We start from the raw sequence: 25,905 nt of genomic DNA, 5'->3' as shown, positions 1-25,905 counted from the left end.
CTGAGAGGGATCGCGATGGCACGGGCAGGGCGGGGACCGGCGGATGTGGCCGAGCGCCTGGCGCAACGGCGCGACAAGGCGCAGTCCGGCCGCGCGGGCGACGACACCGGCGCCACCTGGCGGCGCGAGACCTTCGTGCTGGAGCGCGAGGCCGCCCGGGCCAAGGCGCGCGAATGGTTCCGGCGTTTCCCGAAGGCGGCCTACATGACCGAGGTCGAGAGCTGGCGCGACCTCGGCGACGGCCGCATCGAATTCACCATGCGTAGGCTGCCGAGCGCGGATTGAGGGGGGTGTGGCATTGCCCGAGCTAAACCACGCGGGCACGCGACGATGACCGGTTGCGCCCAGTGCTGGCAGCTTGCGGCTGCATTGCCCATCGGGAGCTTGCTATCTAGCGGTTCGCGCAAAACGCCAACCCGCGTGCGCGACAGGCGTGATGATGGCCGGCTCCGGACGTCGGGCGGGCCGGCCGCTTACCGGTCAGGGCCAGCGCACCGTCGGCGGCATCGAGGACAGAATGGAGGCGACGTTGCCGCCGGTCTTCAGGCCGAAGATGGTGCCGCGGTCGTAGAGCAGGTTGAACTCGACATAGCGGCCGCGGCGCACCTGCTGCTCGTGCCGGTCCTCGTCGGTCCAGGGCGTCGCCCAGTTGGCGCGCACGATGCGGCCGTAGACCTCGCGAAACGCTTCGCCCACGGCGCGGGTGAAGGCGAGGTCCGCGTCCGGGTCTCCCGACCAGTGATAGTCGTAGAAGATGCCGCCGATGCCGCGCGGCTCGTTGCGGTGCTTGAGGAAGAAGTACTCGTCGCACCAGGCTTTGTATTTGTCATAGGGCGCGACGGCGGCATGGGCCTCGCAGGCGCCGCGCATGGCGGCGTGGAAGGCCATGGCGTCCGCGTCCTCCTGGCCGCGCCGGCGCTCCAGCACAGGCGTTAGGTCCGCCCCGCCGCCGAACCACGGCTTCGTGGTGACGACGAAGCGCGTGTTCATGTGCACCGTCGGCATGTTCGGGTTCCAGGGGTGGGCGATGAGCGAGATGCCGGTGGCGAAGAAGCGCGGGTCCTCGGCCGAGCCGGGGATCTGGCCGCGGAACTCGGGCGCCAATTCGCCGAAGACCGTCGAGACGTGCACGCCGACCTTCTCGAAGATGCGGCCGCGCATCATCGCCATGGTGCCGCCGCCGCCCGGCGCGCCGCTATGGTCGGTGCGCTGCCAGGGCGTGCGCTCGAAGCGCCCCGGCCCGCCCGCCTCGGGGAAGAACGGGCCCGGCGCCTCGTCCTCGATCGTCTCGAAATCGGCGCAGATGGCGTCGCGCAGCGCCGCGAACCAGGTGCCGGCCTCGTCCTTGAGGCGCGCGATCAGGGCGGGATCGATGGGCTGGGCGTCGGTCATGGCTTGTCCTTCCTCGGCTCCTGGTGGCGTGCTGCGGCATGCGGCTGGGGACCGTTCAACTGCCCGCCGGTGTAGAAGCCTCCCCGCCGCCGGGAAAGGCGTCCAACTGGCGCAGGGCCTCGCCGAGGATCATCGCGGCCGTGACGGCGACATTGAGCGAGCGCAGGCCGGGCCGCATGGGCACGAGGATGCGCGCATCGGCGGCGTCGTGCACCTCCTCCGGCACGCCGGCCGATTCCCGCCCCATCAGGACGACGTCGCCGGGCGCGAAGGAGAAGGCGTGATAGGGCAAAGCCGCGCGTGTGGTGGCGAGCACGAGGCGGCGGCCCGAGCTCGCGCGATCGGCCGCGAAGGCGCGCCAGCTCGCGTGCCGGACGATCTCGACCGCATCGAGATAATCCATGCCCGCCCGGCGGAACGCCCTGTCGGACACAGGAAAGCCCGCCGGCTCGATGATGTCGACGGCGACGCCGAGGCAGGCGCAGAGCCGGACCATGGTGCCGGTGTTCTGCGGAATGTCGGGCTGGTAGAGGGCAAGGCGCAGCGGGTGCATGGGGGCGTCAGGTTCGAGGGCATGAGGCCGGATGGCCGGGCAATGCACGTAGCGCACGGCTTTGTCTGCCGAAAGTATGGACATGGTTCTGGAACCATGCCAAACAGCCGCCGCGCGGCGACTCCCGGTCGCATTGCGGGGCTGTCGCGTCCGTGCTTTGAAGTCGGCGCGCCGCCATGACCGACGGTTTCGGCTGGACCCCGCAGGATGCGGGTGCGGAAGGGAACCGTCGCGGTGGCGAAACGTCGAGCCAGGATTGTGAGACTGGGGAGCCAACGTGGCTGAGACCGCTACCGCCGAACCGACCCGGCGAGACTTTCTCTTCATCGCGACTGGCGCCGTGGGCGCCGTGGGTGTTGCCGCGGTGGCATGGCCCTTCATCGCGCAGATGAACCCGGATGCGGCAACCGTTGCCGCCGGCGCGCCGGTCGAGGTCGACCTGACGCCGATCGCCGAAGGGCAGATCGTCAAGCTGTTCTGGCGCGGCAAGCTCATCTTCGTCCGCCATCGGACGGCGGAGGAGATCAAGGCAGCGGAGGACGTCAACGTCGCTTCGCTGCCGGATCCGGAAGCCGATTCGGCCCGCGTCAAGGAAGGTCACGCCCAGTGGCTCGTGGTCTACGGCAATTGCACCCACCTCGGCTGCGTCCCGCTCGGCAATGCGGGCGCCTATGACGGCTGGCTGTGCCCGTGCCACGGCTCGGTGTTCGATACATCCGGGCGTATCCGGCAGGGGCCGGCGCCGACCAACCTGCCGATCCCGCCCTATGCCTTCGTGAACGACACGAAGATTCAGATCGGCTGACGCGCCCACCAGCATCACGCCCGCGATACCGAGCAACATCAGGCGACCCAAGACCATGAGCGGACATTCCACCTACGTTCCGAAGAGCGCAGTGGCGAAATGGTTCGAGAGCCGGCTTCCCCTCGTCGGCCTCGTCCATTCGTCCTTCGTCGCCTACCCGACGCCGCGCAACCTGAACTACTTCTGGACGTTCGGGGCGATCCTGTCCTTCATGCTCGTGGCGCAGATCGTGACGGGCATCGTGCTTGTCATGCACTACACGCCGCATGCGACGCTGGCCTTCTCGTCCATCGAGCACATCATGCGCGATGTGAACTACGGCTGGCTGCTGCGCTACCTGCACGCCAACGGCGCCTCGATGTTCTTCATCGCGGTCTACATCCACATCTTCCGCGGCCTCTACTACGGCTCCTACAAGGCCCCGCGCGAGATCCTGTGGATCCTCGGCGTCATCATCTTCCTCCTGATGATGGCCACCGCCTTCATGGGCTACGTGCTGCCGTGGGGGCAGATGAGCTTCTGGGGCGCCACCGTCATCACGAACCTCTTCTCGGCGCTGCCCATCGTCGGCGAGCCGATCGTGACCTGGCTGTGGGGCGGCTACTCGGTCGACAATCCGACGCTCAACCGCTTCTTCTCGCTGCACTATCTGCTGCCCTTCATGATCGTCGGCGTGGTGGCCCTGCACATCTGGGCGCTGCACGTCGTGGGGCAGAACAACCCGGCCGGCCTCGACGTCAAGAACCTGAAGAAGGACACGGTGCCCTTCACGCCATACGCGACGATCAAGGATTTCTTCGCCGTCGTCTGCTTCTTTGTCTTCTTCGCCTGGTTCGTGTTCTACATCCCGAACTATCTCGGCCATGCGGACAACTACATCGAGGCGAACCCGGCGGTGACGCCCGCGCATATCGTGCCGGAGTGGTACTTCCTGCCGTTCTACGCCATCCTGCGCGCCATTCCGGACAAGCTCGCCGGTGTCATCGCCATGTTCGCGGCGATCGCGGTGCTCGCCTTCCTGCCGTGGCTCGACACCTCGCGTGTGCGCTCGGCCACGTACCGGCCGCTCTACAAGCAGCTGTTCTGGGTCTTCGTGCTGTGCTGCATCGGTCTCGGCTATCTGGGCGCCAAGCCGCCGGAGGGCGGCTATGTCATCGCCTCGCGCGTGCTGACCGCATACTACTTCCTGCACTTCATCGTGATCCTGCCCATCCTCGGCCTCATCGAGAAGCCGCGCGCCATGCCAGGCAGCATCGCCGAGGACGTGCTGCGCAAGCATGGCGGTGCGCCAGTGGGCCTCGCCTCGGGCGCCAGTGCCGAGCCGAATTCCAAGGGCTGAGATTGGGGCTGATCGCGCCTTGCGGCGCGGGGGAAATGACGACATGAAAAAGACGACCCTTCTCATCGCCGGCTTCCTCGCAGCCGCTGTCGTTGCGGCGGTGCCGGCCTCCGCGGCCGAGCAGGTGAAGCCGCCGCGCGAGAGCTGGAGCTTTGCCGGTCCCTTCGGCACCTTCGACCGTGCCCAGCTGCAGCGAGGCTTCAAGGTCTACCGCGAGGTCTGCGCCAGCTGCCACGGCCTCAGCCGCGTCGCCTTCCGCAACCTCTCCCAGCCGGGCGGGCCCGAGTTCACCGAGGGTCAGGTCAAGGCGCTCGCCGCTGAATACCAGATCCAGGACGGGCCGAACGAGGCGGGCGACATGTTCGAGCGACCGGGCCGCCCGGCCGATCATTTCCCGTCGCCGTTCCCGAACGAGAATGCGGCGCGCGCGGCCAACGGCGGCGCCTACCCGCCGGATTTCTCGCTGCTCGCGAAGGCGCGCACCTACGAGCGCGGCTTCCCGCTGTTCATCGTCGATGCCATCCCCTTCTTCGAATATGCCGAGCACGGCGTCGATTACATCCACGCGCTGCTGACAGGCTACCGCGAGGCGCCGGCGGGAACCACACTGCAGCCGGGGCAGTACTGGAACGAGTACATGCCCGGTCATGCCATCGCCATGCCTCCGCCGCTCAGCGACGGGCAGGTGGAATACCCGAAGGACGAGGCCGGCAACCCGGTGGTGCCGGAGACGGTCGACCAGTACTCGCGCGATGTCTCGGCCTTCATGATGTGGGCGGCCGAGCCGCATCTCGAGGCCCGCAAGGCGATGGGCTTCAAGGTCATCATCTTCCTCATCGTCTTCGCGGCGCTGCTCTACTTCACCAAGAAGAAGATCTGGGCCCGTGCACATGCCGAGGAGGCACACGGCTGAGCGTCCGCGTCCTGCCAGGAAAGGCGCCTTCGGGCGCCTTTTTCATTGGCGGATGGCTTCCGACGCTTCTTGACGCGCGGGGCGGCCGGGTTGATGACTTGACGAAACCGGACGGTGGAACAGCGACATGGACGAGCGCAGCGATCTCAGGGCAGCGGTGCGGACGATCCCTGACTATCCAAGGCCCGGCATCCTCTTTCGCGACATCACGACGCTGCTCGGAGACGCGCGCGCCTTCCGCCGCGCCGTGGACGAACTGGTGCAGCCGTGGCCCGGCTCCAAGATCGACAAGGTTGCAGGCATCGAAGCGCGTGGCTTCATCCTCGGCGGCGCGGTGGCGCACCAACTCGCGTCCGGCTTCGTACCCATTCGCAAGAAGGGCAAGCTGCCGCACGAGACGGTGACGATCGCCTATTCGCTCGAATACGGCATCGACGAGATGGAGATGCATCGCGACGCGATCGCGCCCGGCGAGCGCGTCATCCTCGTCGACGACCTCATCGCCACCGGCGGCACGGCGACGGCGGCCGTCGAGCTGCTGCGCAAGATGGGCGCGGAGGTGGTCGCGGCTGTCTTCCTCATCGACCTGCCGGATCTCGGGGGCGCCCGACGCCTGCGCGACATGGGCGTCACCGTGCGCACGCTCATGTCCTTCGAAGGGCACTGAGCCTCAGGGCTTGCCGGTATCGTCTGGTTCGCCGGACACCAGCCTCTCCGGTCCGGAGGAAGCCCGCTCGGGGCGGTGGCGCTGTGGCCTTGACCGGCGCGGTTTCTTCGCCGCAGCAGCAGCCGCGTCCTCGCCCGCGCCCGCTTCGACAGGCCGGTCGTTCACGACATGCAGGGGCGGCGCATGGCCCTTCTTGTCGCGTCCCATGTAGACGGTGATGTGCGGATAGGGGATCTCGATGTCCCGCTCGTCGAAGACGGCCTTCAGGATCTCGTTGTAGGCGCGGCCGACATTCCACTGCTGGCCGGCGAGAGTGCGGATGCGGGCCCGTACCTTCACTGCCGAATCGGCAAAGCCCGTGACACCTTGCATGTCGAGTGGCCCGATGATGGCGCTGCCATGCTCGGTCTTTGACAGCCTGTCGAAGGCCTCGTGCATGGCCTCCTTCACCTGCGGGATGTTCTCGCGGTAGGCGACGCCAATCTCCGCGACGTGAAAGGCGAAGCCGCGCATGAAGTTGGACACGGTTGTCACGGCGCTGAACGGCACGAGGTGATAGATGCCGTCGAGGTCGCGGATGCCGACGGAGCGGATGGTGAGCTTCTCCACCACGCCCGAGACCGAGCCCAGATTGACCACGTCGCCCTCGTTCATCGCGTTCTCAATCTGGATGAAGGCGCCGGTGATGATGTCCTGCACCAGCTTCTGCGAGCCGAAGCTGACGGCAAGGCCGATGACGCCGGCGCCAGCGAGCAGCGGACCGATATTGACGCCGAGTTCAGACAGGGCGAGGAGGCCGACAAGCACGAGAAGCACGACGGTGAAGGCGTTGCGGAAGAGGGAGAGCAGGGTGCGCTCGCGCGCGCTTGGTACGCGGCCGAAATCGTTCGACAGCCGGTACTCCACCCAGCTCGACACGGCGACGTAGACGAGCCAGCCGATGACGAGCACGAGCGAGGTGGAGATCAGGGCGCCCACGAGGTTGCGGCCTGTCTCGCTCGCCAGCCACCCGCCGAGGTCAAGGACAGCCCAGGCGTCTGCGATGGCCAGCAGCACTAGGATGAGCACCAGCGTCCGGGCAACGCGCAGCACCGAGGGAATAAAGGCGTTGAGCCTGGCCTCCAGCAGGGGCAGGCGCGCCTTCACATCGTCCGGCAAGGACATGCCGCCCCGCAGGGCCCGCGTGATGAAGGCCGTGACGAGGCTGCCGACGAGCACGGCGATGCCGGTCTCCACCGTCGCTCTGAGCATGAAGGGCAGGACGGTGAAGGGGTTCGACAGCCAGGCGGCGAAGAGGGCGACGAGATAGACGATGGCGAGGACATGCCAGATGCGGCTGAGGACGATGAGGACCTGCCGCGTTGCATGGCCCCATTCGCGCCCGGCCGTTGACAGGCGGGCGCGCACGGCGTCGCGGTTCTGCAGGATGATGGCGATACCGATAAAGAGCGCCGCCAAAAGCACGATGACGCGCACGGATCGGGCGGCGGCGAAGGTGGTGGCGACCGCGACGAGCGGCGCGACGAACAGGAAGGTGTAGCCGACGAGGCTGACGAGGCGGCTCAGCCAGAAGTACCAGTAGTTTGCGTCGGTGTCGTCGAGCGGCAGCAGCCGCAGAGCGGCATGGCGGGGCGCCAGAAGGAAGCGCAGGCTGACCTTGCCGAGCTCGAGCACGATAAGCGCGTTGAGGAACAGCGTCTCGCCGAAGCTGAGCGCCGCCTCGCTGCCGAGCTGCAGCGCGATGAGATAGCCGGCGCCCCAGGCAATGACCACGGCGAGCGCATCGATCAGCGCCGCGACGACCGCGAGGGCGAGGCGTGTCACGAGTGGGGCACCTGCGGCCCGCAGCGCCGTCCGATCGAGGAAGCGATTGGCGATCAGCCGCGCGGCGAAGAGCAGCAGAAAGGCGACGAGCATCACGGAGCCGAGGCTCGCGATGACGTCCCACAGCCGGGGCAGGTCGAGCGAGGCTGTGCCCGCCAGCACCTCGCCGAGCCGCTCGGTGAAGGCCCAGGCGGAGGCGAGCGCCTCCTTGAGGGCGGTCGTCGCCTGGGTCGTGTGCTCGGCCAGCCAGCGGGCGAAGGTCGGCGCCTCGGCCGGCGGCGCGGGTTCCGCGGCTGCGCTCCGCAGCCGGTCGATCAGCGCCTGGCGGGCGGCATCGTCCTCCAGGATCCTGATGAGCGCATCGACACTCGTGCTTGCCGGCGCCTCGCCCGTGCTTGCCGCGGGCGCGGGTGTCGTCTGGGCGGACGACGGGTGGGCTGCGGTGAAGAAGAAGGCAAGGCAGAGACAGACGAGCGCGATGAAATGTTTCATGAATCCCGGAGAGTGTCCCCTGCTGAAAGGCTGATGCGCAGCCGGCTGCGCCGCCTCAAGGGGATCACATCGGGCGCTGGCTTTCAACGCCGGCCATGGCGATCAGCGTCAGCCGACTGGCGCTCGCTGCCACATGACGGTGCCGGTGAAGGCGAAAACCGGCTCGCCATTCTGGTTCACGGCCGTGCTGTGCTGGGTCACGAGGCCCCACCCGGGCCGGGATGCGGAAGGCCGCGCCTCCACGATGCGCACTGCATAGGTCAGTTCGTCGCCGGCGAAGACCGGCTTCAGCCATTTGAGGTCGCGAAAGCCCGGGGAGGGGCCGAGGCTGGGGACGGGCAACCGCAGGGACAGGGCGGCCTGCCGCTGCCGCTCCCAGTGCGCCACCATCAGCTTCATCCACACGGCGGCCGTATGCCAGCCTGAGGCGCAGAGCCCGCCGAACAGGGAGCGCCCGGCCGCCTCCGCGTCCACATGGAACGGCTGCGGGTCGTAGGCACGCGCGAAGGTGATGATCTCCTCGGGCGTAAACCGATGGGTGCCGAGCGAGGCGGTCTCGCCGGGCACGAGATCGTCCAGGAAACGCGCATGGTCCGGGGAGGGCCGGGCTGCGGGCAGATCCGGCGTCGCGACCTGGTGGCCCCGCGCTGCGATCGGAGTAGCGGCTTCGGCCTCCCGGCGGGGATCGCGGCGCCGGAACATGACCCAGTTGGTCTGCTGCAGCAGGTCCTCGCCCGCCCTGTTGGCAAGCACCATGCGGAAGCGGACCATGCCGATCTCCGGCCGGCTGCGCAGGGGGCGGCGCTCCAGCACCTCGACCGTGAGCGTGAGATCGTCGCCCGGCCGCACCGGCCGCAGCCAGCGCACTTCCTCGATGCCCGGGGCACCCTGGCCCGTGGAGGCGAGGATGAAGCCGTCTGCGATCATGCGCATGACGATGCCGCAGCTGTGCCAGCCCGAGGCGATCAGCCCGCCGGCGAGGCTCTCCTTCGCCGCCTCGGGGTCCGTGTGCATCGGCTGCGGGTCGTATTGCCGCGCGAAGGCGACGATCTCGTCCATGGTGATGGGGCGGGGGCCGAGGGACAGGCGGATGCCGGGTTCGAAATCCTCGTAATGAGTGAGCGCCATGAACACCTCGCCGATCGTGAGCCCGGCAGACGAGGTCGCGCCGGGCAGCGGGCCCCAACTTGGGCTATAGCGGAAAGGCCGCGCCTCGACGACGGGCGCCGGAGCAATTCTGCCCTTGGCCAAATGCACGCGCCCGCGCTAGCTCACAGCGTGCCGGCGGCGGCATGGGCGAGGCGGATCGGCTCAGGCAGCCGGAAACGTGTCGTCGCGGCGAGCGTCACGGCGACGGCGCTCGCGAGGTCGATGCGGTGGCCCGGGGAGATGAAGACGGGACTGACGCGCTCGCGCGTGCGCAAGGCGACGCCGATCGTCTCCCCCTTGTCGACAAGCGGTGCGGCGGCGCCCTTCTTCAGCCCGAGCGCCTCGAAACGGCCGACGAGCAGCGTCTTGCCGCAGCCGATGGTCGGCTTCTCGAGCCACAGGCCCATGTGGCTGGCAATGCCGATGCGCCGTGGATGGGCGATGCCCATGCCGTCGAAGATGAAGACGTCCGGCTCGGTGCCGAGCTTACTGAAGGCTTCTTCCAGCACTGGTCCTTCGCGGAAGCTGAGCAGGCCGGGCACGTAGGGGAAGGGTGTCGGCCGCGTGGCGAGCACCGTCTCGATCACGGCGAAGTCCGGCAGACTGGTGACGACGACGGCTGCACGCGAGAGGCCGTTCTTGATGCTAACGTCGACGCCGGCAATGAGCCGGACGTCGGGCAGGGACAGCGGCCGGCTCGTATCGATCTCGCCCCTTAAGTCCTGCTGCAGGACGACGGCGTCACGCGGTGTCACGGCCCAGCCATGGCGGGGATGGAGCTTCATGAACCCTTCATGGCAGGCGGCGATGCATGCCGCAATGGCGGAAACACCGACCGCGCCCTCCGCGAGCGACAGCCTCATCAGCTTCACCGGCTCGCTCGACGCCCCGTGGATCCGCTGGCAGAATCGGTCTCCGGTACGGGCACGCCAGCACAGCCGGTGGCTTCTTGTGCCGGGTTCGGGTGCGCGTTCGGCTTGCGCCCTGCTATTCCCGCTCCGCCGCGTCCTGCTCGTCGCGGGCGAGGCGCGCCTCAAGCTCGGCGATCCGGGCGGCGAGACGCTCGTTCTCGTCACGGGCGGCTGCGGCCATGTCGCGAACGGCGTCGAATTCCTCGCGGCTGACCACGTCCATGCTGCGCAGCATGCGTTCCATCTGGGCGCGGACGACAGCTTCCACCTCGCGGCGGGCGCCCTCGGCCATGCCGGCGGCGTCGGTGACGAGGCGGGCGATGTCGTCGAAAATCCGGCCGGTGGTCTGGGTCATGGGTGCCTCCTCGCGCAGTTCGGCTTGGCTATAGCACAAGTGCGGCAGGCGGGTGGCCCCTTCTCACGAAAAGATTGTCGCACTCGGGCCCGTTTCCCGTGCTATTGCCGGTCCTGTCGTCGCAGGCTGACGCGGTGTGGGGTTGACGCCGCATCCGTGGTCGGGAAAGTCGCGCGAAGACTGCCGGGACGATCCGCCGACGAGATCGAGATGCCAACCTTTGCAATCGCCTTCCCCACGATCGATCCGGTAGCTATCAGCATCGGGCCGCTCGCAATCCGCTGGTATGCGCTCGCCTACATCGCCGGGCTCTTGGGCGGCTGGTGGTATGCGCGCGCCCTGGTGCGCCGGCCGGGCCTTTGGAGCGGGGCGGGCCCGCAGCCGACACAGACCGATCTCGACGACCTGCTCGTCTATGCCGCGCTTGGTGTCGTTCTCGGCGGACGCCTCGGCTACGTCTTCTTCTACAATCTGCCGCACTATCTCGCGCAGCCGGCGGAGATCTTCGCGGTGTGGAAGGGCGGCATGTCCTTCCACGGCGGCCTTGTCGGGGCGGCGCTCGGCGTCGTCTGGCTGGCGCGCCGGCGCGGGCTTTCGGTTTTGACGATGTTCGACCTCGCCGCGACGGTGGCGCCCATCGGCCTCTTCTTCGGTCGCATTGCCAATTTCATCAATGCGGAGCTGTGGGGGCGGCCGGCGCCTAACTTTCCCTATGCCGTCGTCTTTCCCGGCGCCGGGCCAGTGCCGCGCCACCCGAGCCAGCTCTACGAGGCCTTTTCGGAGGGGCTCCTTCTGTTCGTGCTCCTTGCGCTCGTCGTGCGCGTCGCCGGCTTTCGCCGGCCTGGCCTCGTCGCCGGCGCCTTCGCCGCCGGCTATGCGGTGGCGCGCAGCGTCTGCGAGTTCTTCCGCGAGCCGGATCCGCAGCTCGGCTTCCTCTTCGGCCGCGAGGTCTCGGCGCTCGAGGGCGGCGTGACCATGGGCATGCTGCTCAGCCTGCCGCTGCTCGCTGCCGGACTCTTCCTCATCTGGCGGGCCCTGCGGCGCGAGCCGCTGCCGGCCGGCGGAAGGGGAGCAGCGGCATGAGCCGGCTCAAGAACGAAATCGCCGCCATCGTCGCCGCCGAGGGACCGATATCGGTCGAGCGCTTCATGGCGCTCGCCCTCGGCCACCCGCGCCACGGCTATTACATGACGCGCGACCCGTTTGGCTGGGCGGGGGATTTCATCACGGCGCCGGAAGTGTCGCAGATGTTCGGCGAACTCGTCGGCCTGTGGGTGGCGTCCGTCTGGCAGACGATGGGCGCCCCCGGCAAGCTGCGCCTCGTCGAGCTCGGCCCCGGCCGGGGCACGCTGATGGCGGATCTCCTGCGCGCCGGCCGCGTGCTGCCCGGCTTCTCTGAGGCGGTCGACGTCCATCTCGTCGAGACGAGCCCGGTGCTGCGCGCGGCGCAGAAAGCTTCGCTCGCCGGGCGCGTCGCGGCGCTCCACTGGCACGACCGGGTCGAGGACCTGCCGCCGGGGCCGGCCATCATCGTCGCCAACGAGTTCTTCGACGCCCTGCCGGTGCGCCAGTTCGTGCGCCAGGGCGGCGTCTGGCGCGAGCGGCTCGTCGGCCTCGGAGCGGACGGGCGTCTCGTCTTCGGCCTTGCGGCGGAGCCGGAGCCGCGGCTGACGCAGCAGGCAGGAGAGGGTGCCGTGCTCGAGGTGCCGCTCGTCGGGCACGGCATCATGCGCGCCCTCGCCCAGCGGCTCGTGGCCGACGGCGGCGCGCTGCTCGCCATCGACTACGGCCATCTGGCGACGGCGCCGGGCGACACGCTTCAGGCGATGAAGGACCACAAGCCGGTCGATCCGCTGGTCGAGCCGGGCGAGGCGGACCTGACGGCGCATGTCGATTTCGCCGCGCTCGGGCGGGCGGCGCTCGCCGCCGGCGCCGTGCTGCAGGGGCCTGTCACGCAGCGGGTTTTCCTCGAGGCGCTCGGGCTTGGCGCGCGGGCGGATCGGCTGCAGCGCTCGGGCAGTCCCGATCAGGCCCGGGCCATCGCCGGTCAGCGTGAGCGGCTGGTAGAGGGCGGGCGCACCGGGATGGGGGAATTGTTCAAGGTGATGGCGGTGACGCATCCGGACCTGCCGATGCTGCCGGGCTTCGATCGCCTGACGACACCGGCCGAGGCAAGCGGGGAAGAACCATGAACGCACCGGACAGGGCCTTTGCGGACAGTGCGACGGCGGAGGCGATCGAGGCGGAGGCGCTCGCCGCGCTCGGCGGCATCCGCCACGCCTTCTTCACGCGCCGCGGCGGCGTCTCGGGCGGCTTCTACGGCTCGCTCAACGGCGGCATCGGCTCGCGCGACGATGCAGCTGCCGTGCGCGAGAACCGCCGCCGCATGGCGGCCCGGCTCGGCCTGCCGGTGGAGCGGTTGCTGGGTCTTCATCAGGTCCATTCGCCGGACGTGGTGACGGTCGAGACACCGTGGCCGGCGGATGCGCGGCCAAAGGCCGACGGTTGCGTGACGCGGATGCCGGGGATCGGCCTCGCCATCTCCACGGCCGATTGCGGGCCGCTGCTCTTCGCCGATCCCGAGGCGCGCGTCATCGGCGCCGCCCATTCCGGCTGGCGCGGTGCCTTTTCCGGCATCGTCGAGGCGGTGGTCGTGGCGATGGAGGCGCTCGGCGCGGAGCGCGGGCGCATGACCGCCGTGCTCGGGCCTACGATCAGTGCATCGGCCTACGAGGTCGGGCCGGAATTCGTCGCCCAGTTCCGCGCGGCCGACCCGGCCTGTGGGCGCTTCTTTACGCCCGCGCAGCGGGCGGACCATGCCATGTTCGACCTGCCGGGATTCATCGGTGCGCGCATGGCGGCGGCCGGCGTCGGTCGTTTCATTGACCTCGGCCTGTGCACCTATGGCGACGAGGAACGCTTCTACAGCTATCGGCGGGCGACCCACCGTGGCGAGGCGGACTACGGCCGGCTGATCGCGGCGATCACGCTCACTTCGTAAGCCGGCCCTTTTCGGTGGCCTCGGTGCGCAGGCGCCGCTCGACGTGCTTGGCGACGCGCAGATAGCGGTAGAAGGCGAAGTTCATCGCCGTCATGAAGCCGTAGACCCCGCGCACGAAGTGCCGGCGGCCGAAATAGGCCTTGATGAAAGCTGCCGGAAACTCGAGGTAGAGCCGCAGCATCGAGACTCGCTCGCCACGCTCATCGAGATTGTCCGCCTGGGCGTCGGTGTAGCTGTTGAGCTTGGCGAGCTGGTCACCGAGCGAGCGCACCGAGAAGTGGTGAATGGTGCCCTTGAGCCGACGCACGCGCGCACCGGGGGCGAGCACGACCCGATCGTGCACCGTCGAATCGGAATAGCGACCGATGTTGCGCCGGTAGAGCCGGACCGGCGCCAGGGCGTAGGCGAGACGATGCGGCGCCGCCTCGCCCGGGAAGATCTCGGCGATCCGCGTCTCATAGGCATCGGCCGCGGGATCGCCGGAGGCGAACAGGGCGGCGATCTCTGCCGCGAGATCCGGAGGCACGACCTCGTCCGCATCGATGTTGAACAGCCAGGGGTGCCGGCACTGGTCCTCGGCGAAGCGCTTCTGCGGGCCGTAGCCGGGCCAGGGGTTGAAGACGACGCGGGCCCCGTGTGCCTCGGCAACCGCGACGGTCCCGTCCGTCGAGCCCGAATCGACGACGACGAGGTCATCCGTCAGGTGCCGCACCGCCTCGAGGGTCCGGCCGATGCGGTCAGCTTCGTTGTGCGCGATGACGAAGATGGAGAGAGGCAGGCTCACGTATCACACCCTGAGTTCTCGCCTGCCTTTGGCATGCGGGTGGGCCCGCGGCAAGACTCTCGCGCCATGGAAGGCCGCCGCGCGGGGCCCCTTTTCAGCGCAACGCGAGCCTGCAAAGCGGCCCTCCGGTATCGCAGGAGGGATGGGCGACTGATCGCGCTTCCACCCTCGCTTCGCGCGTTCGCAATCCGGCAGCAAGTGTCGCGCGGCGGCCTCTTAAGTGTTCGTTAGGCATAGCTGCAATGCAGCAACCGGGCAGGCACGCCGCGAAGGCTGCGCCATAACGCCCGGAACGAGGCTGAGAAGGGCATGATGAACGGTTGGTTAATGCCGCAGCGAAGAGGGAAAAAGAAATAAAAACAATAGTTTAATACGCTCGCGCGGAAGGTGCCAGCCGCTCTTGCGCCGCCTGCCTGAAGGTGGTCCCACATTTCTCCCGGCTTCCGTCACTTTTCAGCCATAGTCGCCAAAGGGGCCTGTGGCGGTGCGGCAACAGACAGCCGGCAGAGGTTCGGTTAGAAGGGTGCAACTTCCGGGCGGGCCCTGGTCCGCGGGAAGCATGAAGGAGTTAAATGATGAAAAAGATTCTTCTCGCGGGTGTTGCTGCTGCCGGCCTCATCGCTTCCGGCGCCGCGGCGTTCGCTGCCGACCTTCCGAGCCGCAACGTCGCTCCCGTCGCTCCGGCTCCGGTCGTTCCGATCTTTACCTGGACCGGCTTCTACGTCGGTGTGAACGCCGGTTACGGCTGGGGCGAGTTCTCGAAGGCTGCAGGCTTCGATGATCCGGACGGCTTCGTCGGCGGTGGTCAGATCGGCTACAACTACCAGATCGGCCAGTTCGTCGTCGGTCTCGAGACGGACATCCAGTACGCTGACCTCAAGGGCAAGACCGCTGCCACGACGTTCGCCAACGGCAACATCGGCACCGGCCGCGGCGAGGTGGAGTACTTCGGCACCGTCCGTGCCCGCGTCGGCGCCGCCTTCGACCGCGCCCTCATCTACGTGACGGGTGGTCTTGCCTACGGCGAGACGAAGTTCTCGGGCATCGACGCCACGGCTGGCCTCGCCTTCTCGAAGTCGGAGACCAACGTCGGCTGGACGCTCGGCGCCGGCCTTGAGTACGCCTTCACCAACAACATCACCGCCAAGGCCGAATACCTCTACGTCGACCTCGGCGACAACCGTTACTACGGTGCCAACAAGGCGGAGACCCAGTTCTCGGTCGTCCGCGCCGGTCTGAACTACAAGTTCTAATCGGCTTCCGGTTCAAACCGGTTCCTCAAGACCCGGCGACTTCGGTCGCCGGGTTTTTTATTGGCCGGGGCGGCAGTTCCCCAACGCTTTGAAAGAGCCGGTCCTGGGGCGGGCAGGCCGGGCTGGGGCGTCACGCCGAAACCTTCGTCGCCTCGAAGGAGGGCACGCGCTGCGCGAAGTCGTCGAGCCAGGCGACGAGCGCCGGATGCTCGCGGCGCCATGCGCCGCCGAAGCGCAGGTCGAGATAGCCGAGGGCACAGGCGAGCGCGACATGGCCGATGTCGATGCCATCGGCAAGACGCGGCGGGGCGGCGGCAGCCGAGGCGAGGGCCCGTGCGACCTTGCCGGCCTGGTGCTCTACCCATTTCGGCTCGTGCTTGTCCGGACCGCGGAAGCGGCCCTCGTAGACCTGCAGGATGGCCGCATCCATGATGCCATCGGCGAGCGCTTGGCGCGTGAGCGCATCGAAACGCTTCTCTCCGGCCGGATGGAGGCCGCCGCCGGCGAGGTGGTCGAGATATTCGGCGATCACCCGAGAATCATAGAGAACGCGCCCGTCTTCTAGGACAAGAGCCGGGATCTTGCCGAGCGGGTTCTGCCGGCGCAGCGAATCGCTCGGGTCGGTCGTATCGGCCGGCACGATCTCGATGCGGTCGGAGAGGCCGAGAATGGCGGCGGCGATCTTAACCTTGCGGCCGAAGGGAGAGGCGGGGGACGAACGCAGGACGAGCATGGGCGAGGCTTCTCCTCGTGTGGTCTGAAGGCGAATCGGCAGCGGCTGACCTGTCGTCAGCCGTGGCAAGCTTTGTGACGGGCCGGCCTTGTGCGGGCAAGCGCCCGTGACGCATGGCAGGGGGGACGGGGCCGGTGCGGGCCGTCACTCGCCGGCGATCCATTCGGCCTGGAAGCCGGCGCCGGCGCCCTGCGCGAGGCGCCTGGCGAGGGCCGGCAGCAGGACCTCGGCCTCCTCCTTCAGCGTCCACGGCGGGTTGACGACGACGAGGCCGGAGCCGTTGAGGCGCGCCGCGTCGCGCCCGTCCGTCACCATCAGTTCAAGGCGCAACACCTTGCGTGTGCCGCTCGCGGCGAGGCGCGCGGCGAAGGCGTCGATGGCACGCACGTCCTTGATCGGGTACCAGCCGGCGAAGAGGCCGGTCGGCCACTTCTTCCAGGCGCGGGCGATCTCCTCTGCCAGCCGTCCGAGTTCACCCGGCTCCTCGAAGGGCGGGTCGATGAGCACCAGGCCGCGCCGCTCGGGCGGCGGGATCATGGCGTGGAGCGCGGTCCAGCCGTCGAGCGCGACGGCCTTGATGCGCTGGTCGTAGGTCAGGGTGCGGGTGAGCGTTTGGGCGTCCTTCGGGTGCTTCTCGACGGCGATGGCGCGGTCCTGCCGGCGCAGCATGGCCGAGACAAGCATCGGCGAGCCGGGATAAGTGCTCTCCCCGTGGCGGGCGCGCACGGCGGCGATGGCGGCCCGGTAGGGAGCGATCAACGCCTCGGCCTCCTGGGGCAGCGGCGCCTCTAGCCGGCCGATGCCGTTGCGCCATTCCGCGGTCTTCTCGGCTTCCTCGCCGGCAAGATCGTACAGCCCGATGCCGGCATGGGTGTCGATGACGCGGAACGGCGCGTCCTTCTTCAGGAGATGGACGAGGATGCGCGCAAGCAGCGCGTGCTTCATCACATCGGCGAAATTGCCGGCGTGATAGGCGTGACGGTAGTTCATGTCGGTAAGGCCCTCACCGCGGCGCCTCGACCTTGAGATCGCCGAAGCGGCAGCCGCTGCGGTCGACCTCTGGACAGGTGCGGAAGCCGCGCAGGTCCTTCGTCAGGCAGATGCGCACCTCCTGCAGCACGCCGCGCCGGCAGACGATCGACATCATGTCGGTCCTGAGGCCCTTGTTGACGGCGACGAAGGCGCGTTCGAGGTCGATGGGCGTGAAGGCTTGGTCCCCGGCCGGGCTCTGCAGCTGCGGCGGAATGGTCACCATGTCGCGCGCGCGCTTCACGTCGGCGAAATAGTCGCTCGGGCTCCTGCCGGAGCAGGTGCCATGCTTGCGCCACTGATAGCGCGCGAGGCCCTCGTCCGGATAGAGCCCCGCGGCTTCGGCGACGGCGGCGCGCGAGGGATTGCGTGGCACGTTGGCGCAGTCGGTCGGATAGCCCCGCTCATGCTGCGGCCACAGGCCGTGCACGACGAAGCCGAGGCCAGCCCCGTCACGGCACTGCTCGCGTTCGTCGGCCTTGTCGGACAGCGCGCAGAAGCCCGGCGACCAGGAGAGGGCAAGCACGTAGAAGTCGAACGCGCCTGGGCGGCCGCCCCGCTCGGGCCCGGTGGCATGGGCACCGCCCGCGAGCAGAAGGGCGCTCAGGCTCGCGCAGATGGCCAGCCCCGCTCTGCGGCCGTTGAGGCGGGGCCGCCCCTTCGATCTCGGCATCGGCGCGCGTTCAGGGGCGGGCGGCGCGGCAGTGGCCGCCATAGGCATAGGAGCGGTCGAGCCCGCTGACGCACCATTCGACGTTCCAGCCCCAGCCGGCAAGCCCGAGATCCTCGCGCACGGAGTAATAGACCGTGCGCTTGCGCCCGTCGGACGTCCAGGACCGGGCCGCGCAGAAGCGGCGTGGAATGTAGCTCGCGCTCCAGGGACGATAGCCCAGGGAGCGGATGTGCTCGAAGCTGGTGATGCTGAGCGAGGAGGCCCAGTAGCGCGCTTCGGTGGTGGCGAAGCGCTCCCGGATGTCGGAGAGCACGGCCGGGTCGTCGCAGGCGGGTACGCGGCCCGTCCACGGCACCTCCCGGCGCTCGGCCGGGACGGTGTCGTAAGGATGAGCCGGGCCGGCGCGATAGGCGATGGTCCGGTCGTAGTCGGCGGCAATGGCCATGGGACTTATGATAACGGCTGCGACGGACAAGGCGAATAAGGCGCGCATCGCTCTCCCCACACGTATCGAGTGAAGGTCGTGTGGCGGACGATGCGCGGCGCGGCCGCGAAGGTCAAGCGGCGCACCCCTGCCTCAGAGTGAAGCGGCAGAGCGGGCGGCCTGGTCGTAATGGCCGGACAGCGCCCGCATGTTGCTCGCGATCTGCGACAGGGCGCTCTCGTCGAGGCCGAGGCCGCGGACCGCGCGCACGAGCAACTGCTCGCGGATGGCACGATAGCGCAGGCAGGCGGCTTCGCCCTCGGCGGTAACGGCGACCGTCTTCTCCTTGCCGGTGCGGCCGCTCTTCACGAGTTTCAGCCGCTCCAGCTTCTTGACCGAATAGGTCACGAGGTGGGTATCCTCGACATTGAGGACGAGGCAGATGTCGGCGAGCTTCTTGCCCTTGCCGCGGTGGTTGACGGAGTGCAGCACGAGCACGTCGAGGGGCGACAGGTCCGGCACCCCCGCGGCGGCCATGCCGCGCACCATCCAGCGATGGAAGGCATGGCTGACGAGGATGAGACCGAACTCGAACTCCGACAAGGCCGGCAGGGCGCCTGAGGCGAGATGGGCCGAGGAGACGATGGGGCCGAGTGCGGGCCACTCCCGGGCCTCCGCTGGGGCATTGTCTGTGTTCTTCGTCATGGCGACCTCCGCAAGCTCTCAGCCGGCCTCGAGCATGGTGCGCGGCAGCCATAGCGCGAGATCGGGAAAGATCGCGAGCAGGGCAACCACAATGGCGAGGATGAGGAAGAAGGGCAGGGCATAGAGGCCGATGCGGAAGATGCTCCGTCCGGTCATGCCCTGCAGCACGTAGAGGTTGAAGCCGACGGGCGGCGTGATCTGCGCCATCTCGACGACGATGACGATGTAGATGCCGAACCAAATGAGGTCGAAGCCCGCGGCCTGTACGAGCGGCATGATGACCGCCGTCGTCAGCACCACCATCGAGATGCCGTCGAGGAAGCAGCCGAGCACCATGTAGAACAGCGTCAGCGCCAGCAGCAGCTGCCACGGGCTGAGGTTCATGGCGCCGATCCATTCGGCGAGCGCCCGCGGGATGCCCGTGAAGCCCATCGCCGTCGTCAGGAAGGCCGCGCCGGCGAGGATGAAGGCGATCATGCAGGAGGTGCGTGTGGCGCCGAGCAGCCCGTCGCGGAAGCTTGCCCAGTCGAGCGTGCCCATGGCGCGCGACATGACGAGCGACAGCGCGACGCCGACGACCGCCGCCTCCGTCGCCGAGGCGAAGCCGCCGTAGATGGAGCCGATGACGCCGAGGATGAGGAGGATGACGGGGATGAGCCGCCAGCCGGCAGCAAGGCGCTCGCGCAGTGGCATGCTTGGCTCGCGCTCGGGCATGCGACCGGGGTTGAGGAGTGCCCAGCCGCCCACATAGGCCATGAAGAGGCCGGCAACGATGATGCCCGGCACGATGCCGGCGATGAACAGGCGCGCGATCGACTGCTCGGTTGCCGCGCCGTAGACGATCATGATCAGCGACGGCGGGATGAGCAGCCCGAGCGTGCCACCGCCGGCGAGCGTACCGATGGCGAGGCGCTCGTCATAGCCGCGCTTCTTCAGCTCCGGCAGCGAGATGCGGCCGATGGTGGCGCAGGTTGCGGCCGAGGAGCCGGAGACGGCGGCGAAGATCGTGCAGCCGACGACGTTGACGTGCAGGAGCCGGCCCGGCAGGGCGCGCATCCACGGCGCAAGGCCGGAGAACATGTCCTGCGACAGGCGGGTGCGGTAGAGGATCTCGCCCATCCAGATGAACATCGGCAGGGCGGTGAGGTCCCACGACGTCGCCGCGCCCCAGACGGAGGTGGCGAGCACCTGGCCTGGCGGCGCCGAGACGGCGATGACCATGCCGGCATAGGCGACGATGCCGAGAGCCAGCGCGATCCAGGTGCCGGTGCCGAGGACGAGGAAGAGGACGACGATGAGCAGGCTCGCGAGCGTGACGGCGTCCATCGCTCAGGCCTCCTTGCCGACGGCGATGGCGTCTTCTGCCGAGCGGAAGGACGGACGTCCGCGCACCGCGGTCTCGTGCAGTTCGTCGAGGATGGCAATGGTCAGTATGGCGAGGCCGATGGCGAGGCTCGCCTGCGGGATGACGAGCGGCACAGGCACGATGCCATAGGATTTCTCGTTGAAAGTCCACGAATCCAGGGCGAGCTTGGCCGTGTACCAGGTGCCGTAGCCGCTCGCGAGGGCGGAAACGCCTAGTGCGAACAGCTCCATCGGTCTGCGGCGCGCTTCGCCGACGAGGGCGAGCAGCATGGTCACGCGGATATGGCTGCCGGCCTTGAGGCTGGCACCGAGCGCAAGGAAGCTCGCCGCCGCGAGCAGGAAGCCGCCGATCTCGGCGAGCGAGGGCACGATGAAGCCGGTCTGCTCGAGCCCAAGCGTGCGCAGAGCGCTGTCGAGCAGGCGGGCGCCGACCTGCAGGCCGACGAGGACAGCGATGGCGACGAGGCAGAGGCCAGCGAGCCAGAGCGACAATGAATAGAGACGGTCGAGGGCCGCGCGCATGAGGCCTCCTCCTGCCGGCAGGATGATGAAAGACAGGCGTCAACGCCGCCGGGGCGGTGCGGATCATTGCATCGAGGGCGCCGGGTCATGCGGCGGTGAGATGCAAACCGGTGGTGCTGTCCCCTCCCACCGCAAGCGGGGGGAGGGGTGGCTCCCGGAGCCCTTGGAGCGATCGATCCGCGATGGGCTCCGACGCGGGAAGGCCCTGTCCTCAGTTGCGATAGGCGTCGAGGATGGCCTTGCCGTCCTCGCCCGCAGCCTTCTCCCATTCGGCGGTCATGGTGGCGCCGATCTCGGCGAAGCCCTTCTTCATGTCGTCGGAGGGGGCGGTGACCTTGATGCCGTTCTTGGCGAGCAGGTCCGTCTTCTCCTTGGTCTCGATGGCGCTCATCTCCCAGCCGCGCTCCTCGGCCTTCTTGGCCGCCTCGCGTACCGCCTGCTTCTCGGCGTCGCTCAGCTTGTCGAAGGCTGCCTTGTTGACGATGACCATGTTGCGCGGCAGCCAGGCCTGGGTGTCGTAGTAGTGGCTGAGGAAATCCCACACCTTGGAATCGGTGCCGGTGGAAGGCGAGGTGATCATCGCGCCGACGCGGCCGGTGGCGAAGGCTGTGGCGATGTCGGAGGCCTCGATTTGCACCGGAACCATGCCGGCGAGCTGGGCGACGCGCTCTGTCGATTTCGAATAGGCGCGGAACTTGACGCCCTTGAGGTCAGCGAGGGTGTTGAGCTCCTGTTTGGCGAAGATGCCCTGCGGCGGCCAGGCGACGGAGAACAGCAGCATCAGGCCCTGCTCGCCGAGTTTCTTCTCGAGGATGGGCTTCTGAGCGGCATAGAGCTTCTTCGCGGCATCATAGCTCGAGGCGAGGAAAGGAACCGAATCGACCTCGTAGATCGGGCTCTCGTTGGCGAGGCGCGAGACGAGCAGCTCACCGGCGGGCACCGTGCCGCTGCGCACGGCGTTCTTGATGTCGGGGTGCTTGATCAGCGACTGGTTGGCGTGGACCGTGATCTGCAGCGAGCCGCCGGTCGCCGCCTTCACGTCCTCGGCGAACTGGACGATGTTCTTGGTGTGGAAGTTGCCGTCCGGATAGGGCGTCGGCAGGTCCCACTTCGTCTGAGCCACGGCCGGTGAGGCAAGAAGCGCCGCAAGGCCGAGGCCCGCGGCAGCGCGCGTCAAAACGTTCATGACAATCTCTCCCGTGCGGCGCGCGCCCCTTCGCGCGCCGATCTTCGCATGCTAGCGGCGCCGAATTTCATGTCAACAAATTGTTGACGTTTTGTCATCGTCCTGCTTCTCTCATCTCATGCGCTGCGGCCCGGGAGGGGCCCGACGGCGTCGGCGGGAGCGTCTCGGCAGCGGCCGACGCGCCGCGAGGCCGGCACGAAGCCCAGCGCAATTTCGGACATCGGGAGAACATGATGGCAGGTCGGTGGGATTTCTGGATCGATCGCGGCGGCACGTTCACGGACGTCATCGCGCGTGACCCGCAGGGCAGGCTGCACGCGCGCAAGCTCCTCTCCGAGAATCCGGAAGCCTACCGCGATGCCGCCGTCCAGGGCATCCGCGACCATCTCGGCCTTGCCAGGGGCGAGGCGATCCCCGCCGGCCTCATCGGCGACGTGCGCATGGGCACGACCGTGGCCACCAACGCGCTGCTCGAGCGCAAGGGTGACCGCGTCGCGCTCATCACCACGAAGGGTTTTCGTGATGCCCTGCGCATCGGCTACCAAGCGCGGCCGAAGATCTTCGCCCGCAACATCATCAAGCCCGAAGAGCTCTACGAGAGCGTCGTCGAGATCGAGGAGCGGGTGCTCGCCGACGGTACGGTCGAGATGGCGCCGGACCTGACGCAGGTCGAGGTGCAGCTCGCCGGCATCCGGGCCGAGGGGATCGATGCGCTCGCCATCGCCTTCATGCACGCCTACCGCTATCCGGCCCACGAGCAGGCGGTGGCGGAACTCGCCCGCCGCATGGGTTTCACTCAGGTCTCGGTCAGCCACGAGGTCTCGCCCCTCGTCAAGCTCGTCGGGCGCGGCGACACCACGGTGGTCGACGCCTATCTCTCGCCGATCCTGCGACGCTACGTGGCGCAGGTATCGGAGGAACTCGACATTGCCCGCACTGGGGCGCGCCTCATGTTCATGATGTCCTCGGGCGGTCTCACGGCCGCCGATCTGTTCCAAGGCAAGGACGCCATCCTCTCGGGGCCGGCCGGCGGCGTCGTCGGCATGGCCGAGACAGGCAAGTCCGCCGGGTTTGACCGCGTCATCGGCTTCGACATGGGCGGCACCTCGACGGACGTCGCCCATTTCGACGGCGAATACGAACGCGCCTTCGAGACCGAAGTCGCCGGTGTGCGCATGCGTGCGCCGATGATGCTCATCCACACGGTCGCTGCGGGCGGCGGCTCGATCCTGCATTTCGACGGCTCGCGCTTCCGCGTCGGGCCCGATTCGGCCGGCGCCAATCCGGGCCCCAAGTGTTATCGTCGCGGCGGGCCGCTCGCCGTGACCGACGCCAATGTCATGCTCGGCAAGCTGATGCCGGAATTCTTCCCGAAGATCTTCGGCCCCGCGCAGGACGAGGCGCTTGATGCCGAGGCGGTGCGCGCCGCCTTCGCGGCCATGGCCGGCGAGGTCGGCGACGGGCGCAGCCCCGAGGAGGTGGCCGACGGCTTCATCCAGATCGCGGTCGCCAACATGGCGGAGGCCATCAAGAAGATCTCGGTGCAGCGCGGCTATGACATCACGACCTATGCGCTCAACTCCTTCGGCGGGGCTGGCGGCCAGCACGCCTGCCTCGTGGCCGATGCGCTCGGCATGACGAAGGTGCTGATGCATCCCTTCTCGGGCCTTCTCTCCGCCTATGGCATGGGTCTTGCCGACGTGCGCGCCACGCGACAGAAGGCGCTCGATGTGCCGCTCGATGCCGCCGCCCCGGCTGCGGTCGCCGCGCTGGGCGACGCGCTCGCCGCCGAATGCCTCGCCGAGCTCGAGGGGCAGGGCATCGCGCGCTCCGACATCGAGACCTTCGTGCGCGCTCATGTGCGCTATGCCGGCACCGACACCGCGCTCGCCGTAGCGGCGGGGGATGTGGCCGCCATGCAGGCCGCCTTCGAGGATGCGCATCGCCGCCGCTTCGGCTTCATCGACGATACCAAGGGGCTCGTCATCGAGGCCGTCGAGGTGGAGACCGTCGGCGGCGGCGCGCGTTTCGCGGAGGACGCGGCAGGTGATGTGCAGGCCGCACCGGCGACACCGCACCGCACGACGCGCTTCTTCAGCCAGGGCCGCTGGCACGATGCCGGTGTCTTCCTGCGGCAGGATCTAAGGGCGGGTGCTCGTATGCCGGGGCCGGCGATCATCATCGAGCCCAACCAGACGGTGGTCGTCGAGGACGGCTGGGAAGCGCAGCTGACCGGCAAGGACCACCTCGTGCTCGAGCGGGTGAAGGCGCTGCCCAAGCGCGCCGCCATCGGCACCGAGGCCGACCCGGTGATGCTGGAGATCTTCAACAATCTCTTCATGTCCATCGCCGAGCAGATGGGCGTGACTCTGCAGAACACCGCCTATTCGGTGAACATCAAGGAGCGGCTCGACTTCTCCTGCGCTGTCTTCGACCGCGAGGGACGGCTTGTCGCCAATGCGCCGCACATGCCGGTGCACCTCGGCTCCATGGACCGCTCGGTGGAGACGGTCATCCGCCAGAACCCCGTCATTCGCCCCGGCGACGTCTATGTGCTCAACGCGCCCTACAACGGCGGCACGCATCTGCCGGACATCACGGTGTGCACGCCCGTCTTCGACGACAAGGGCGAGAACATCCTCTTCTGGGTGGCGAGCCGTGGGCATCATGCCGATGTCGGCGGCACGGCGCCGGGGTCCATGTCGCCGCGCGCCCGCACCATCGAGGAGGAGGGCGTGTATATCGACAATTTCAAGCTCGTCGATCAGGGCCGTTTCCGCGAGAAGGAACTGATCGACCTCTTCCTCGGCGCGAAATATCCCGCGCGCAACGTGGTCCAGAACGTCAACGACCTCAAGGCACAGATCGCCGCCAACGAGAAGGGCGTGGCCGAACTCAAGAAGATGATCGCTCATTTCGGGCTCGACGTGGTCGAGGCCTACATGGGCCATGTGCAGGACAACGCGGCCGAGAGCGTGCGCCGTGTGCTCGATCGGCTGCACGATTCTTCCTTCGAATATGAGATGGACCAAGGCTGCTTCATCCGCGTGAAGATCACGGTTGACAAGGAGAAGCGCGAGGCGACCGTTGACTTCACCGGCACGTCGCCGCAGCGGGACGACAATTTCAACGCGCCCGCGCCGGTGACGCGCGCGGCCGTGCTCTATGTCTTCCGCGTCATGGTTGATGACGAGATCCCCATGAACGCGGGCTGCCTCAGGCCCATCAATATCGTCGTGCCGGAAGGCTCGATGCTGTCGCCGCGCTATCCGGCGGCGGTAGTCGCGGGCAATGTCGAGGTGAGCCAGGCCGTGACGAACTGCCTGTTCGGTGCGCTCGGTGCGCTGGCGGCCGCCCAGGGCACCATGAACAATCTCACCTTCGGCAACGACCAGTACCAGTACTACGAGACCATCTGCTCCGGCGCCCCCGCGGGCGAGGGCTTCAACGGAGCCGACGGCGTGCATACGCACATGACCAACTCGCGCCTCACGGATCCGGAAATCCTTGAGACGCGCTTTCCCGTCGTGCTGGAAGACTTCCATATCCGGCCGAACTCGGGCGGCAAGGGACGTTGGCATGCCGGCAACGGCACCAGCCGCACCATCCGCTTCCGCGAGGCGATGGATTGCGCCATCCTCTCCGGCCACCGCCGTGTGCGGCCCTTCGGGCTCTTGGGCGGAGAGCCGGGCGAGGCGGGCCGCAACCTCGTGCGCCGCAGGGACGGGCGCATCGAGGAACTCGGCGGTTGCGACCAGACGCTGATCGAGGCAGGCGAGGCCATCACCATCGTCACGCCGACCGGCGGCGGCTATGGCAAGGCGTGATCC

Annotated in this window: 25 protein-coding genes; 10 read left to right on the top strand and 15 right to left on the bottom strand. The window is 68.2% G+C overall.

Annotation, left to right across the window (positions count from 1 at the left end; genetic code table 11):
• The first annotated feature begins 15 nt into the window (after positions 1 to 15).
• Positions 16 to 285: a hypothetical protein gene (locus tag BOQ54_RS13365; protein ID WP_055457564.1), complete on the top strand. Its 270-nt coding sequence runs from the start codon at positions 16 to 18 to the stop codon at positions 283 to 285.
• Between the two features lie 195 nt (positions 286 to 480).
• On the opposite strand, the gene hemF is transcribed toward BOQ54_RS13365, so the two are convergent.
• On the bottom strand, positions 481 to 1,392 hold the full coding sequence (gene hemF, locus BOQ54_RS13360) for an oxygen-dependent coproporphyrinogen oxidase (protein ID WP_071924073.1): 912 nt from the start codon (positions 1,390 to 1,392) through the stop codon (positions 481 to 483).
• A gap of 55 nt (positions 1,393 to 1,447) precedes the next feature.
• A complete protein-coding gene (locus tag BOQ54_RS13355) occupies positions 1,448 to 1,945 on the bottom strand; it encodes a tRNA (cytidine(34)-2'-O)-methyltransferase (RefSeq protein WP_055457562.1) in 498 nt (165 codons plus the stop codon).
• 277 nt (positions 1,946 to 2,222) lie between these two features.
• Between BOQ54_RS13355 and petA the strand changes: the two genes are divergently transcribed.
• The 4 genes from petA (at position 2,223) to BOQ54_RS13335 (ending at position 5,669) form a co-directional block, all read left to right on the top strand.
• A complete protein-coding gene (gene petA, locus BOQ54_RS13350) occupies positions 2,223 to 2,750 on the top strand; it encodes a ubiquinol-cytochrome c reductase iron-sulfur subunit (protein ID WP_055457561.1) in 528 nt (175 codons plus the stop codon).
• A 55-nt stretch (positions 2,751 to 2,805) separates the two neighbouring features.
• Positions 2,806 to 4,089 carry a cytochrome b gene (locus tag BOQ54_RS13345; protein WP_055457560.1) on the top strand — a complete coding sequence of 428 codons (1,284 nt, stop codon included), beginning with the start codon at positions 2,806 to 2,808 and terminating at the stop codon, positions 4,087 to 4,089.
• A 43-nt stretch (positions 4,090 to 4,132) separates the two neighbouring features.
• Positions 4,133 to 5,002, top strand: coding sequence for a cytochrome c1 (locus BOQ54_RS13340; RefSeq protein ID WP_055457559.1), 870 nt, complete (start codon positions 4,133 to 4,135; stop codon positions 5,000 to 5,002).
• 127 nt (positions 5,003 to 5,129) lie between these two features.
• Positions 5,130 to 5,669, top strand: a complete 540-nt coding sequence (locus BOQ54_RS13335) for an adenine phosphoribosyltransferase (protein WP_071924072.1) — start codon at positions 5,130 to 5,132, stop codon at positions 5,667 to 5,669.
• Between the two features lie 3 nt (positions 5,670 to 5,672).
• Here the strand turns inward: BOQ54_RS13335 and BOQ54_RS13330 are convergent, their stop codons facing one another.
• The 4 genes from BOQ54_RS13330 to BOQ54_RS13315 form a co-directional block, all read right to left on the bottom strand.
• Positions 5,673 to 7,985, bottom strand: a complete 2,313-nt coding sequence (locus BOQ54_RS13330; protein WP_071924071.1) for a mechanosensitive ion channel domain-containing protein — start codon at positions 7,983 to 7,985, stop codon at positions 5,673 to 5,675.
• Between the two features lie 108 nt (positions 7,986 to 8,093).
• Positions 8,094 to 9,113: a MaoC family dehydratase gene (locus BOQ54_RS13325; RefSeq protein ID WP_071924070.1), complete on the bottom strand. Its 1,020-nt coding sequence runs from the start codon at positions 9,111 to 9,113 to the stop codon at positions 8,094 to 8,096.
• A gap of 143 nt (positions 9,114 to 9,256) precedes the next feature.
• Positions 9,257 to 9,919 carry a deoxyribonuclease V gene (gene nfi, locus BOQ54_RS13320; RefSeq protein ID WP_055457901.1) on the bottom strand — a complete coding sequence of 221 codons (663 nt, stop codon included), beginning with the start codon at positions 9,917 to 9,919 and terminating at the stop codon, positions 9,257 to 9,259.
• A 202-nt stretch (positions 9,920 to 10,121) separates the two neighbouring features.
• A complete protein-coding gene (locus BOQ54_RS13315; RefSeq protein ID WP_055457556.1) occupies positions 10,122 to 10,400 on the bottom strand; it encodes an accessory factor UbiK family protein in 279 nt (92 codons plus the stop codon).
• 210 nt (positions 10,401 to 10,610) lie between these two features.
• On the opposite strand from BOQ54_RS13315, the gene lgt reads away from it, so the two are divergent.
• From lgt to pgeF, 3 genes are read left to right on the top strand one after another with little or no spacing between them, the layout of a single operon-like run.
• Positions 10,611 to 11,483 carry a prolipoprotein diacylglyceryl transferase gene (gene lgt, locus BOQ54_RS13310; RefSeq protein ID WP_071924069.1) on the top strand — a complete coding sequence of 291 codons (873 nt, stop codon included), beginning with the start codon at positions 10,611 to 10,613 and terminating at the stop codon, positions 11,481 to 11,483.
• The gene (locus tag BOQ54_RS13305) at positions 11,480 to 12,592 is read left to right on the top strand and encodes a class I SAM-dependent methyltransferase (RefSeq protein WP_071924068.1); all 1,113 of its coding nucleotides are present in this window, start codon (positions 11,480 to 11,482) and stop codon (positions 12,590 to 12,592) included. The genes lgt and BOQ54_RS13305 overlap by 4 nt, the downstream gene beginning before the upstream one ends.
• Entirely contained in the window at positions 12,589 to 13,401 is an 813-nt protein-coding gene (pgeF, locus tag BOQ54_RS13300) for a peptidoglycan editing factor PgeF (RefSeq protein ID WP_071924067.1), read from the top strand. The genes BOQ54_RS13305 and pgeF overlap by 4 nt, the downstream gene beginning before the upstream one ends.
• On the opposite strand, the gene BOQ54_RS13295 is transcribed toward pgeF, so the two are convergent.
• Positions 13,391 to 14,185, bottom strand: coding sequence for a glycosyltransferase family 2 protein (locus BOQ54_RS13295; protein WP_055457552.1), 795 nt, complete (start codon positions 14,183 to 14,185; stop codon positions 13,391 to 13,393). The two genes, pgeF and BOQ54_RS13295, sit on opposite strands and share 11 nt — an antisense overlap.
• Positions 14,186 to 14,760: 575 nt before the next feature.
• Here BOQ54_RS13295 and BOQ54_RS13290 point away from each other — a divergent pair.
• Positions 14,761 to 15,438, top strand: coding sequence for an outer membrane protein (locus BOQ54_RS13290; RefSeq protein WP_055457900.1), 678 nt, complete (start codon positions 14,761 to 14,763; stop codon positions 15,436 to 15,438).
• Positions 15,439 to 15,568: 130 nt separating this feature from the next.
• Here the strand turns inward: BOQ54_RS13290 and BOQ54_RS13285 are convergent, their stop codons facing one another.
• From BOQ54_RS13285 to BOQ54_RS13250, 8 genes are all read right to left on the bottom strand, one after another.
• Entirely contained in the window at positions 15,569 to 16,171 is a 603-nt protein-coding gene (locus tag BOQ54_RS13285; RefSeq protein WP_055457551.1) for a glutathione S-transferase, read from the bottom strand.
• A 144-nt stretch (positions 16,172 to 16,315) separates the two neighbouring features.
• On the bottom strand, positions 16,316 to 17,161 hold the full coding sequence (locus BOQ54_RS13280) for a 23S rRNA (adenine(2030)-N(6))-methyltransferase RlmJ (protein WP_071924066.1): 846 nt from the start codon (positions 17,159 to 17,161) through the stop codon (positions 16,316 to 16,318).
• A 13-nt stretch (positions 17,162 to 17,174) separates the two neighbouring features.
• Positions 17,175 to 17,873 carry a ribonuclease T2 family protein gene (locus BOQ54_RS13275; protein ID WP_071924506.1) on the bottom strand — a complete coding sequence of 233 codons (699 nt, stop codon included), beginning with the start codon at positions 17,871 to 17,873 and terminating at the stop codon, positions 17,175 to 17,177.
• A 10-nt stretch (positions 17,874 to 17,883) separates the two neighbouring features.
• Entirely contained in the window at positions 17,884 to 18,318 is a 435-nt protein-coding gene (locus BOQ54_RS13270) for a hypothetical protein (RefSeq protein ID WP_055457549.1), read from the bottom strand.
• A gap of 132 nt (positions 18,319 to 18,450) precedes the next feature.
• Positions 18,451 to 19,002: a winged helix DNA-binding protein gene (locus BOQ54_RS13265; protein WP_071924064.1), complete on the bottom strand. Its 552-nt coding sequence runs from the start codon at positions 19,000 to 19,002 to the stop codon at positions 18,451 to 18,453.
• An 18-nt stretch (positions 19,003 to 19,020) separates the two neighbouring features.
• Complete coding sequence (locus BOQ54_RS13260) at positions 19,021 to 20,328, bottom strand: TRAP transporter large permease (protein WP_071924063.1); 1,308 nt, start codon at positions 20,326 to 20,328, stop codon at positions 19,021 to 19,023.
• A gap of 3 nt (positions 20,329 to 20,331) precedes the next feature.
• Positions 20,332 to 20,889, bottom strand: a complete 558-nt coding sequence (locus BOQ54_RS13255) for a TRAP transporter small permease (RefSeq protein ID WP_063189942.1) — start codon at positions 20,887 to 20,889, stop codon at positions 20,332 to 20,334.
• 211 nt (positions 20,890 to 21,100) lie between these two features.
• Positions 21,101 to 22,075 (bottom strand): TRAP transporter substrate-binding protein, encoded by a 975-nt coding sequence (locus tag BOQ54_RS13250; protein WP_071924062.1) that lies wholly within the window; start codon positions 22,073 to 22,075, stop codon positions 21,101 to 21,103.
• Positions 22,076 to 22,305: 230 nt separating this feature from the next.
• Here BOQ54_RS13250 and BOQ54_RS13245 point away from each other — a divergent pair, with 230 nt between their 5' ends.
• Complete coding sequence (locus tag BOQ54_RS13245; RefSeq protein ID WP_071924061.1) at positions 22,306 to 25,902, top strand: hydantoinase B/oxoprolinase family protein; 3,597 nt, start codon at positions 22,306 to 22,308, stop codon at positions 25,900 to 25,902.
• Positions 25,903 to 25,905: the final 3 nt, after the last annotated feature.

This window comes from Chelatococcus daeguensis, from assembly GCF_001887265.1.
In the GTDB taxonomy this organism is placed as follows: domain Bacteria; phylum Pseudomonadota; class Alphaproteobacteria; order Rhizobiales; family Beijerinckiaceae; genus Chelatococcus_A; species Chelatococcus_A sambhunathii.
This window is presented reverse-complemented; position numbering and strand designations above follow the sequence as displayed.